The organism is Bacteriovorax sp. BSW11_IV (genome assembly GCF_000447755.1).
GTDB lineage: Bacteria > Bdellovibrionota > Bacteriovoracia > Bacteriovoracales > Bacteriovoracaceae > BSW11-IV.
Genome location: NZ_AUNE01000052.1, coordinates 187,366 through 199,238 on the forward strand (window position 1 = coordinate 187,366; position 11,873 = coordinate 199,238).

Annotated in this window: 13 protein-coding genes; 11 read left to right on the forward strand and 2 right to left on the reverse strand. The window is 37.7% G+C overall.

Translation table 11 applies throughout. The features are described 5' to 3' along the window. Positions 1-4: 4 nt before the first annotated feature. Positions 5-1,843 carry a hypothetical protein gene (locus M899_RS15645; RefSeq protein WP_021272321.1) on the reverse strand — a complete coding sequence of 613 codons (1,839 nt, stop codon included), beginning with the start codon at positions 1,841-1,843 and terminating at the stop codon, positions 5-7. Between the two features lie 315 nt (positions 1,844-2,158). Here M899_RS15645 and M899_RS15650 point away from each other — a divergent pair, with 315 nt between their 5' ends. From M899_RS15650 to M899_RS15670, 5 genes are all read left to right on the forward strand, one after another. After that, the gene (locus M899_RS15650) at positions 2,159-4,111 is read left to right on the forward strand and encodes a hypothetical protein (RefSeq protein WP_021272456.1); all 1,953 of its coding nucleotides are present in this window, start codon (positions 2,159-2,161) and stop codon (positions 4,109-4,111) included. Positions 4,112-4,124: 13 nt separating this feature from the next. After that, a complete protein-coding gene (locus tag M899_RS15655) occupies positions 4,125-4,418 on the forward strand; it encodes a hypothetical protein (RefSeq protein WP_021272461.1) in 294 nt (97 codons plus the stop codon). Then, complete coding sequence (mce, locus tag M899_RS15660) at positions 4,419-4,835, forward strand: methylmalonyl-CoA epimerase (RefSeq protein WP_021272324.1); 417 nt, start codon at positions 4,419-4,421, stop codon at positions 4,833-4,835. 12 nt (positions 4,836-4,847) lie between these two features. Further along, complete coding sequence (locus tag M899_RS18050; RefSeq protein WP_021272385.1) at positions 4,848-5,576, forward strand: rhomboid family intramembrane serine protease; 729 nt, start codon at positions 4,848-4,850, stop codon at positions 5,574-5,576. Positions 5,577-5,652: 76 nt separating this feature from the next. Beyond that, positions 5,653-5,832: a hypothetical protein gene (locus M899_RS15670; protein WP_021272353.1), complete on the forward strand. Its 180-nt coding sequence runs from the start codon at positions 5,653-5,655 to the stop codon at positions 5,830-5,832. A 61-nt stretch (positions 5,833-5,893) separates the two neighbouring features. Here M899_RS15670 and fliL read toward each other — a convergent pair whose 3' ends face one another. Beyond that, positions 5,894-6,364: a flagellar basal body-associated FliL family protein gene (fliL, locus tag M899_RS15675; protein WP_021272451.1), complete on the reverse strand. Its 471-nt coding sequence runs from the start codon at positions 6,362-6,364 to the stop codon at positions 5,894-5,896. Positions 6,365-6,478: 114 nt separating this feature from the next. Here fliL and M899_RS15680 point away from each other — a divergent pair, with 114 nt between their 5' ends. From M899_RS15680 to M899_RS15705, 6 genes are all read left to right on the forward strand, one after another. Then, entirely contained in the window at positions 6,479-7,381 is a 903-nt protein-coding gene (locus tag M899_RS15680; protein ID WP_021272380.1) for a trypsin-like serine peptidase, read from the forward strand. Next, entirely contained in the window at positions 7,378-8,208 is an 831-nt protein-coding gene (locus tag M899_RS15685; RefSeq protein ID WP_021272287.1) for a mechanosensitive ion channel family protein, read from the forward strand. The genes M899_RS15680 and M899_RS15685 overlap by 4 nt, the downstream gene beginning before the upstream one ends. Before the next feature lie 77 nt (positions 8,209-8,285). Then, entirely contained in the window at positions 8,286-10,184 is a 1,899-nt protein-coding gene (gene acs, locus M899_RS15690; protein ID WP_021272406.1) for an acetate--CoA ligase, read from the forward strand. Between the two features lie 77 nt (positions 10,185-10,261). After that, entirely contained in the window at positions 10,262-10,588 is a 327-nt protein-coding gene (locus M899_RS15695; RefSeq protein ID WP_155897243.1) for a hypothetical protein, read from the forward strand. 89 nt (positions 10,589-10,677) lie between these two features. Then, positions 10,678-11,352: a hypothetical protein gene (locus M899_RS15700; protein WP_155897244.1), complete on the forward strand. Its 675-nt coding sequence runs from the start codon at positions 10,678-10,680 to the stop codon at positions 11,350-11,352. Then, positions 11,349-11,759: a hypothetical protein gene (locus tag M899_RS15705; protein WP_021272282.1), complete on the forward strand. Its 411-nt coding sequence runs from the start codon at positions 11,349-11,351 to the stop codon at positions 11,757-11,759. The genes M899_RS15700 and M899_RS15705 overlap by 4 nt, the downstream gene beginning before the upstream one ends. Positions 11,760-11,873 lie beyond the last annotated feature (114 nt).

Genomic DNA, 11,873 nt, shown 5'->3' on the forward strand with positions numbered 1-11,873 from the left:
TTGTCTAAAGTAGCTCGTTCATCTTCGAAAAGCAGTTCGCTCCATCTTCAATTCTAGAAATCAATAAGTCTATATTAGGATTGTTGTATCCCGATTTTAAAATTTTCATGAATTGTTCTTTGTATTCAGAATTTTTTAAAAGCTCAATAAACCAATTTTCATGAATTAATTTAGTGTTTATAAATGGCATGATATTATCATTGAGATAGAATCTACCGTTCATAATTGGATTATTGTGATACTTAGTTACTAGTTCTTTTACATCATTTCGATATTGACTCTCAAGTAGGATATCAAGTAGTTTTAACTCTTTCATTCGAGATTCTGTGTAAATTCTTTTTTCTAATAACTTTATTAATGAATCAAAAGCTTTCTTAGATGACTCGTTATTGATTCTTGGTAAATTGAGATACGCTTCTACAAAAAATTCCGAAATCTCGAAAATAGTCATATTCTCAAAAACATTGATTGCTAAAAGATCAATTGCTTGACGATCATAAGTCGTAAGAATTGAATCTAATTGAATTTTGTAATAAGCACGGTAAAGGCGATTGATCTCATCGTCGTTTTGGTTTCGACCAATCTCTGATAACATTTTGAAGAAATCGTAAATTTCTATATCTGTTGACATCATTGTATAGTCAATCTCGAGTGCATCTAAGTTTGTGAAAATGATCTCATTGTAGTAACGATAAAAATCTCTTCCTTCTCTAGCATTTGGATTCACTTTAAAAATAATTTTGTATTTTCCATAATCAGGATGAAATTCATTATCCGCACCATTCATAGTATAAAAACCATCTCCTCTTCGCGCCAGTTCATCTTTATGGTTGGCCCGTGAAATTGTGAGATTTGCTTTTCCGAATGGATTCGTCGTCATCGCATAGTATGAATGTTTCTTCGTTTGATGGTTTAGATAATTAAGTCCAATATCTTTTGCCGTGGCCCCATTGTTGGTAAAAATTGACTTTGGGACTAGTATTTCTTTTTCGATATAATATTTAAATTCATCACCTAGAACTTGTGATAGCAGGTTATTTGGATCAATGGTTTTTATAAGTTTTGTAATATCCTCTAAGTCTTGAGCATTGCTGAATATCTTAACCGCTTCCAATCTTGTGACTTCATCAATAGTGATGTTTTGAGAATGGGTATCGATAATGATTTTCTTCATTTCTTCTAATGTCTGTTGATTTGCTGAGACTCCATAGCGACTAAGCCAATGAAGGGCATGAATGACTGAATTGAATTTTTCACTTAGTTCTTTTTTGTTAATGGTCGAATTAAGACTTAGCATCCTGTCGGTGAAATTAATATTGATATCATCTCTAAGTTCGTCATGGAAAAGTGGAGTAATATCAACATTTTTTAAAAGTTTATGAAGTTCATTTTTAAATGAAGTAATATTATCGCTGTCTCCTTGTAAGGTGAAATGTAGCACGTTGTCTTTTGCGAGGTGTGGAAAAATATTTGTAATATGATCATCAAATTTTTCTTTTATCAAAAGATCTGCATTTTGGTTCATTAGAATTTTGAAATAAGCATATGACTGTAAATCGTAGTGAGATTCATTGGTGAAGCGGATGATAATATTTTTTGACTTGGCCATATTTGATATAGTTTGAATGGCCTCATTCTGATCGATCAATCTTGCTACTTCACTACTAATTTGCTCATCCGTTATCGAAATATTTTCTATAACCAAATGTCTATCTAAATAAAGATGAGATTCAGTCTGCTTTTTTAAAATATCGTCTTTGGACCATGGACTAAACGATTTTCCCGCAAAGCTTGGCAAGCTTAAGAGCATGAAGAAGATAATAGTCTTTGCAAAGCTGTTCATGGCCTACTCATTTGTAAAAATCTTTTACAAAAAATCGTTACTTTATAAGTTCAAAATATGCAATTTCCAGATTCATTTGCACAAATGAGGCCAAAATCACAATAGTAGCGAGTACGGTCGCCAACGAGCATAGGCATGATGGGAATATTTTTTAGCTATGACTTTAATCTATCTCTTTGAAATTATGAGGATTTGTCTATGACCAACCTTGACCAAAGCACTCTGATGTTAAAATTGCCTTAGGTCTTAAACGTTTTTAACAATTTGGCCGATAAGTCCCAGTGAAGTAATGGGTTTTAAGGAAGAAACGAATTTATGAGAGAAAAAATAAAATCCCTAACAGCATTGTGCCTTTTGGCCATGTTATCCCTGCAAGGATGTATTGGGGGTGGTGTCAGTGCAAAAAGAACACTATCTCAAGCGGGGACAACGGACAGCGGTCAAGGTGGATCTGGCAATAGCGGTGGGAATAACACAACACCAACAGATGATAATGATCTATCAGATGGAACAACAACAATTCTAAAAGTTGATGTGACCAATATGTTTGACCCATTCACGGGGACACTAAAATCTAAAGTTACTATTCCAAAAAATTATGATGGACCCATGTATATTTCTGGTTTGAATATTACTTCTCTTAGATCTAACCAGGTTTATGTTCGTTTTAAGTTTGGGCGAGAGCTTACTGTGGTTGATGTTCCGGCCGTTATTGGTCGTGCTTCTGGTATTACGCCACAAACGACGATTGATGTTGTCACTCTCGATATGAGTTCACGTCCTTTTCAAAATGTTCGTATCAATAAGTATGATCTTTTTGATTACAACGATTATTTAGCAGGATCAGGACTTGCTGATGGTGAGCGTGTGACTTCTCCTTATGACGGTGATCTATACTGTCGTGGACTTTTGTTAGAACACGATCCAACATTCGAAGGAAATTCAATTACAAATCCAACTTGTGATGCCGCAGGTGAGACTTGTTTATACGCTTACGCAAAAATTGAAGATCAAACTTTTATGTTTGATGATGTGGTAAACGGAACTTCGACAAAAGTATCGAATAGACCTAAATACCCACAAATTAATGTTAACGCTTCAAAGACTTATGCTAATGATGACTTTGATAATATCGTTCAAAAATGTCTGCCTGACACAAATTCAAGTAGTGTTTTTAATGCCGTTCTGAGAACAAATTACTCTGGTACAGTGGCGATGACTGATGCCTTAAATCCGGCCATAGTGCCTTGGGCAACAGGAGTTAATATTACTGGCGATAACTATTATCTCAGTGGTCCTTATAAAACTCCTGGAGTTGAAACTGAGCCGTCATCAAAAATTGAATACACTGATTGGGAAATTAAAGGCGATGCCGTATTTTCTGGCAAAGGTGTTTTTAACGATACGATGTTAACGGTTGCAGGAGTTAAGAAAATTCGCGGAGGCTTTGATGCGAATTTATATCCAAGATTTTCTAAAGTTAAATTTAACGAGAATGTAAACTATATTGGTTCAAGTGATCCATTCTCACTAAAATCAATTCTCTCTGTGGGAACTAGCGGTGTTACCGATTTTATGTATGGTTGTAATGCTAGAACTTTAGATTATAGTTCATTAACTCTAGAGAGTATTTCATCATGTAACGTTACAGCGACTATTTCCCTTATTGAAAAAGATTCCTCTGGTGAAGTGACAAATACCTTGGCCGAAAATATTGGGCTTAAGCTTCAAATCGTTCGCGATAGTAATATTGATTTCAACGATAATGAAACAGTTTATACATCTTTGCGTTCATGCGATAGCAATAGAGTTTGCGGTAAAGATGAGTGTTGTTTTAATAACAAGTGTTGGTCGACAGATATCGTGGCCCAGTGTTTTGATGACGATGATGCCATTGGTGGTCAGTTAGGAACAGGGCTTTCGTGTCAAAATGATCTTGAGTGTGCCAGTCTTTGTTGTAATGAGTCTACGGGAACATGTGCTGAGCACTATAACGAAGGACAAGCAAATGCTGTTCTTTGTGGCAAGGCGGTTGGTCAAAGTTGTGTGACAAGTCAGTACTGTGCTCAAGTAAATGTGAACGTATGGAAGAAAGTGAAAACTGTTCTTGTTGATGGAACTGTATCATGTCGCTTAGAGCAATTTAATGAAAGACGTTTTGCCGAGTGTGATGGAACATGTCGTCAGCCGGAAACACCGACAAAACCAGAATTTGACCCCGCAAATCCAGATTGTGAAGGGGCCATTGAACCTCCGATAAGTAATTAGTACAATAGCATCCATGAAAATTATTTTTTGGATGCTATTCACCCTGACTTTTTCCGTTAATTCAACTGAGCTTGATAGACCTCTTTTCACTGAGAAGGAGTTGGAAGAAGTCGCCTTTTTAAAATCGCACAAGTATACTTTCATGCAACAACAGAAAATTTTAACGTTGCGCTCAGAAGAGTTTTTCAAAAACCTCTTAGTGTTTAAGCAAAAAGAATTGCGCGCTCAAGATAAATGGGCGTGGCTGGAAAAAGAAGAGCGTAAAGAAATTTATCAAAAACTATTATTAAGATTAGAGGAGTTATAAATGTTACCAGATAAAGATTGTATTTTAGATCATGTGGCCATTGCCGTTTCTGACCTTGAGAAGTCTATTAAAATTTATGAGGATCTAGGCCTTACATTTGCTGCAGAAAGAGAAGTTGTCGAATCTCAGGCCGTGACTACGGCGTTTGCGGCCATTGACGAGAATGCCCATATTGAGCTTCTGTGCCCTTATGGTGAAGATGGACCAATTCATAAGTACATCGCTAAAAAAGGTGAGGGAATTCATCACCTATGTTTTAAAGTTCCTGATGTAGAAAAAAAAGCTAAAGAACTTCGCGATAAGGGTTATGTTCTTTTGTACGATAAGGCTTCTATGGGCGCAGGAAATTGTCTTGTTAATTTCATCCATCCTAAATCGACAGGTGGAGTGCTTATTGAAATTTCACAAAAATTATAAGAGGAATTCTATATGAGTTATCAGACACCACAAGTTCAAATGCCACCTCTGACTAAGATCAATAAAGTTCTTATTATTGTAACGGGTGCACTTTTTCTTTTGAATACAATCCTTCTGAAAACGACTGGACTTAGCCTTCTTGGTGTCTTTGGTTTAAGTTCTGGAAAATTTCTTGAGGGCCATATTTATCAGCTTGTGACTTATCCTTTAATCACAAACGGTCTTATGAGTTTTCTTTTTGATGCTCTCTTATTGTGGTTCTTAGGTTCAGAGCTTGAATCAATTTGGGGTCCAAGACGTTACATAAGTTTTTTACTGACGACAGTGATCGGTGCGGGCCTTATTTATATCATCATCAATCTCTTGTTTTTGAGCAATGGACTCTTAAGTCTTTATCCTTTCAGTGGTCTCGCGGGAACGGGGGCGGCGATGTGTGTGAGTTATGCGATTTTATTCCCAGAGCGCACATTTAGTTTCATGATGGTTTTTCCCATTAAGGCCAAATATTTTTGTTTGATTTTAATTGGAATGTCACTGTACTCTGGCTTTTTTTCTCCAGCTGCTGCTGGCGCCTGGGGTCAGTTGGGGGCCATGGCCATGGCCGTTCTTTGGATGTTTTTTGTGACAAAAGGTGTTAAGATTCCGAATCTAGGAGCATCGAAGGCGACAAAAGCACGTAATAAAAATCATTTGAAGATCGTAAAAAATGATGATGAGAAGCCACCACGCTTTTGGCAATAGCCTGAAAAGAGGTTGGCAATGGGCAAAAACGATGTTAAAGTCCAGAGCTAACTAATGCTAAAAAAGAGGTTTTGGAATGAGATTAAGCAGAGCTTTACAAGAAAAAGTTATGGACCTTCGCCTACGTGATAAGCTTATCGCTGAAGGAAAAGTGACTAAAGCACAAGTTGAAGAATACTTAAATTCACTTCCTGATGACGAGCAAAGCTCAGTATATACTGACGAAGTTCGTAAAATTAAATCAGAGCAAGAGTAATTCTAAAATAAATTGATTCTTGATATTGCCCCGTCTGTGCACGGGGCTTTCTTGTATGGGGCTATTGCACCACAAAGCTAGAGAAGAAGATTTCCTTAATAACAGGTCTGCCGTAGAAATCATTTAAGGCGCGCTTAATTCTATTTTCGAATAAAATTTTTCCAGATATTGAGTTTAATTCTTCCGGTGGCATTTCATTGGCCAGGCGGATAATCGTATCGTTTACAATGGCATTGTTTTCCGTGATGTCCTTGGCCCCAGATTCTTTAAAAGTAACGAAGTTAACCTCAACTTCTAAGAAGCGCAGACGCTTTGTTGGAGAGTCGAGATTGATGATTAGTTTTTCAATTTTAGTCGTTGTTAGTGCATTATATTGCGCTGAGTCCTGCATTAAGCGCTCTTTTTCGGCCGCATCTGAAGGTACAGGATGTTTGTACACTTTTTCAGTGTAGATAAACAATCCGGCCGTCGCCATGGTTAGCAGGAGAGTTAAGGCCATAATTACTGTGTCGATGGTTCTATTTCCAGTCATAACTCTTTGATTTTACCATTGGTGTAGGGAAATAATAGATGTTCCCATTTTTGCCGTTCTCGGTTGTCAAAGTCCGCCCCAAAGCGTATTTTGACCCCCATGAGGAAGGAATTGATGAATAAAATATTATTAGCATTGATGTTGTGCACTCAGGTATTTGGCTCGGATAAAGTTCTCTACGGAAATGATGACCGACGCGATTGGTACGAATTGTCTCAAAGTGAAAAAACTATGGCCCGCTCTGTGGGTGCGATGGTTGAAAAAAGTTATCTCGTAGAAGGTAATGGCACTTATACTTACACAGAAAAATTACCAACTCTTATAACAAGAAAAAGACTTTGTCGCGATGTGAAGTACTGGGATCAAACTGTAATTGGTGTTTGCTCAGGCTTTTTAATTGGCGATGATATTCTTTTAACGGCCGGTCACTGTATCGATCACATTGAAGATTCTTGTTCAAATTTTTCATGGGTCTTCAGCTACAATATGGTTGGACCAGAAGATCTGTTAAACGAAATTAGTAAAGAGGCCGTCTACAATTGTAAAGAAGTCCTCCATTCCAAAACAACGAATCGACTAGACTACGCTGTTATTAAACTTGATCGTCCCGTGAGAAATAGAAGTGCGCTTCGCCTTAATAGAAAAGCAAGTATTGCAAAAGGTGAAGAGCTTTTTACTATGGGTCACCCACTAGGCCTTCCCCTTAAATTTGCAGACAATGGAAAAGTTTTAGATAAAACCTCAGACTTTCTATTCACCGCATCGCTCGACACTTTTGCGGGAAATTCTGGTTCACCAGTGTTGAATGCTAAAACTAAAAAAGTTGAAGGAGTTCTTGTGCGTGGTAAAACTGATTACGCAGAAGACTATGATCCTAAGTTTGGGGTTTGTTATACAGTGAATCGTTGTAATGATGATGGGAAAAACTGTAGCGAACCAGATGGTGCTGATGGAGAGAGTGTTGTGATCATTGAAAAGATTTTTGAGGATTTAAGAATAGAGGGAGTTAAGCTGTGAATTTAGATTCTTACTCAAAACTATTAGATAAGTTGGGCACAAATGCAGCAGAGCTTGGATTAAAGTTTGTTGCGGCCCTTATTTTATTATGGATTGGTCTTAAGGCCATTCGTTTTGTTCAAATCGCTGTCGATAAGTTTTTCCAAAGAAAGGCCATCGAAAAAACAGTATCATCTTTTTTAAGTGTTGTTTTAAATATGGCCCTAAAGATTGCTTTAGCAATCTCAATCTTTGGTTATATGGGAGTTGAAACAACTTCTTTTGCTGCGATACTAGCATCGGCCGGTCTTGCAATTGGTATGGCCTTACAAGGTTCTCTTTCAAACTTTGCTGGTGGTGTTCTCATCGTTCTTTTTAAACCTTTTAAAGTCGGTGAGTATATTGAGGCCCAAGGGCAAGGTGGTACGGTAAATTCGATTCTCCTTTTTAACACCGTTCTTTTGACTCCTGATAATAAAACAGTCTTTATCCCAAATGGTCCGCTGGCAACGGGTAATATTGTTAACTTTTCTCGCCAATCATATCGTCGTGTGGATTTTCTTTTCGGCATTGGTTATGGTGACGATATTAAAAAAGCTAAAAATATTCTTGAGCGTGTGGCCAATGAAGAGGTTCGCCGTTTAACTGAGCATCCTATTACTGTGGGAGTAAGTCAGTTAGGGGATAGTTCGGTTAATCTTGTTCTTAGAATGTTTGTGAGAACTGAGGATTATTGGTCCGTATATTTTGATACTTTAGAAAAAGTAAAGACTACTTTTGATACAGAAGGTATCTCAATTCCATTCCCGCAAAGAGATGTTCATCTCTACGAAGTAAAACAGTCGTAAAATAGCCACTGCATTCCTTTACATTTCATACCATCCTTTTCACAATTAAATAGAGATTAGTGAAAAGGATGGAATCGATGGAATGGAAAATTAAATCATGGAAAGATTATCAAACGGCCTATAAAAACTCCCTAGAAAATACAGAGTCATTTTGGGGTAATGTTGCCGAAACTTTTTTATGGCAAAAAAAGTGGGATAAAGTCCATTCAGGAAATCTCACAGAGGCCAATGTGAAATGGTTTGAAGGTGGAAAACTCAATATCACGGAAAATTGTCTGGATCGTCATCTTAAAGATAGAGGCGATAAAGTGGCCCTTTTATTTGAGCCCAATGATCCTTCTGATCAAGTTCAAAAATATACTTATAAACAACTTCATGAGGCCGTGTGCAAGGCCTCTAATATGCTCAAGGCCCAAGGTGTAAAAAAAGGCGATCGTGTATGCCTTTACATGTCAATGGTTCCAGAGCTTCTTATCAGTGTGCTTGCGTGTGCTAGAGTCGGTGCTGTTCATTCGGTTGTCTTCGGTGGCTTCTCTGCGGAGGCCCTTGCTGGAAGAATTGAAGATTGTGGTGCAAAGCTTGTAATCACAAATGATGCAGGCTTTAGAGGCAATAAAACTGTAAAGCTCAAAAAAATCTGTGATGAAGCGCTACTTAAAAAAGAGTGTGCTTCTGTTGAAAAAGTTATTGTTCATAAAAGAGTAGGCGAAGAAGTTACAATGAAAGAAGGTCGTGATCTTTGGTGGCATGATCTTTTTGCATCTCAAAGTAGTGAGTGCAAGGCCGAAGTTATGGATAGTGAAGATGATCTTTTTATCCTCTACACATCAGGATCAACGGGAAAACCTAAGGGCATTAAGCACACAACTGCGGGCTATATGATTTGGGCCGCCTATACTTTTGCCAATGTCTTTCAAGTTGAAGAAAATGATTTGTATTGGTGTACGGCCGATATCGGCTGGATCACTGGACACAGCTATATTACCTACGGACCTCTTCTTAATGGGGCGACGACAACGATGTTTGAAGGTGTTCCTTCATTTCCAGATGCCGGAAGATTTTGGCAAGTTGTCGACAAGCATAAGATCACACACTTTTACACTGCCCCAACGGCCATTCGTGCGCTTATGGGTGCCGGTGCAGATTTTGTTTTAGACAAAGACTTATCGAGTTTGAAAGTTTTAGGAAGTGTTGGTGAGCCTATCAACGAAGAAGCTTGGGATTGGTACCATGATCTCGTTGGGAAAAAAGTTTGTCCTATCGTAGATACTTGGTGGCAAACTGAAACAGGAGGAATCATGATTTCTCCTCTTGCAGGAATTACGAAAGAGAAGGCCTCTTTTGCCACATACCCTCTACCTGGTATTGAACCAGTTCTTGTTGATGAAAAAGGTGATGAAGTTGTGGGAGATCCAGCAGAAGGAAACTTGTGTATTAAAAGAGCGTGGCCAGGAATGTTGCGCTCTATTTGGGGGGATCACAACCGCTTCATTGAAACTTATCTTTCAACTTACAAAGGTATGTACTTCACAGGTGATGGTGCCCGCCGCGATGAAGATGGAAAGTATAGAATTACAGGTCGTGTAGACGATGTATTGAACGTTTCGGGTCACCGTATCGGAACAGCAGAAGTTGAGAACGCGATTAACGAACATCCTTTTGTTATCGAGTCGGCCGTTGTTGGATACCCCCATGATATTAAAGGTCAAGGAATCTATGCATACGTTATCATCGACGAAGAACAAGCGGCGAGTGATATTAAAGACGAAATCATTGGCGAAGTGAATAGACATATCGGTCCCATCGCAAAGCCAGATAAAATCCAATTCGTAACGGACTTGCCTAAAACGCGTTCTGGAAAAATCATGAGAAGAATTTTAAGAAAAATTGCTTGTGATGAGACAGATAATTTAGGGGACACTTCAACTCTCTTAGACCCAAGTGTTGTTGAAAAAATCATGGATGGTAAGATTTAGTGAAAACATATTTACTTTTTTTACTAATAAGTTTCAATTCTTTTGCCATTCCTTCAGGAGTTTACTCTGGAGAGGGAATGGCCACTTTAAACGGTAAGGAAATCCCTTGCGAGATGCTCGAAATTCGCTTTATTCATGAGGGTGATAAGCTCATTTTGAGAGGGGGAGGATATCGTTGCGGCGATATCCAGGCCGAGTATCCTTATTCAGTTTTTAACGTTGTAGACGGTGAACTTATTTATCATGGTGATAAAGTCGGTTATATTTCTGAACACAAGTTATCTCTTCAATATGAAGAGTTCTCATTGAATGCAACCATGGTTGATGGATTACTATATTACAATGAGTTGTGGCAAAGTAATGAAGATTACTTTCAAGTTCTAGGAATGCTATCACCTAATTAAAGCACTTGGCCCTGTGTTTTCTCAAGTTGAACGCTCAAAGTCCGATATAGGCTTTGGAGTTGAAAGAGAAGAAAACAGGGCAGGACCAAGTGATTAAGAAATTATTATTAGGATTTTTATTATTACCTTATTTATCCATCGCCAATGGAGATTGCGACACATGTGCGCAAGAGCAATATCTAAAGGCCCATGGAGTAACGATTCCCAAAGAAGTCAGTGACATTAGAATGGTGGCCATTCAAAAAGGATTGGAGTCATATTCAAATGATCCTAGAACAATTAGTGCTATTTCTACAATTGAAAAAAATGCTTCAAAGTGTTTAAGAGCACAAACTCTTAGAGGCGTTAATGTTTGTCGTGGCGCTGGTTATAAAAAATCGGAAAGAAAATCAATTGGTCTTTGTGGAAAGTATGTAAAGCACGGTTTATGGGAGAAAAACCCAAAGCACGTTACTGGCGGATATCCTAATGGGGAGTATGCTGTTGATTCTGCAGAGTGGTTGAAGCCTGCTGGTTTTATCGATATTACTAAAGTTGAAGGCTTTAGAAATATGACACCATCTACGGCGCCAAAGGGTGCAGTTCTTGTTTATAGAAATACACAAAAGAAAACGGGAAGACCAGGCCATATTGAAATTAAGCTTGATAATGGTAAATTTGGTTCAGACCATATTAACACTAGAGCAATTAGTGACTATCATCCTCATAGAGAACTCATTGGTATCTATGTTAAACTACCTGCAGAGCTAGAGAGATCATTATGAAAAATATTATTTTTACATTCTTAATTCTTTTTACATTTAATATTTCAGCGTTCAGTGCAACAGCACATGAATCATTAATAAATGAGTGCAAAAGTGTTTCAAAAGAAATTAAAAAAACACCTTTGTTGTCCGTGAACAAACTGCTTATTCGTGCAAGTGAAGAGCTGGCAAAAAATTATGATGAGAAGTTGCTTGTTTCTCTCGTGGGTCTACTGAAGAGCTCATACTCTGTAGATTCAAATTATTATTCGATTGAATTTATCTATCCCGCTTTTACAAAGCATAAAGTTGCTTTCGATAAAGAAGTGAAGAAACAATTTTCTAAAAAGGGTTACAAGACTTTTAATGAAAATGTCGCTCTTTTTGAGAATGAGCAAAAAGTTGGGAATGACCCGAAGTCGAATTAACTTCTTTGTTCTAAAGTTTGATTAACGATATCTAAGAACTCTTTGGCCTTCTTATTATTTTTGGGAATGATAATATAAAACTTTTTCTTCTCAAAATGAAGGCCAATTTTTTTT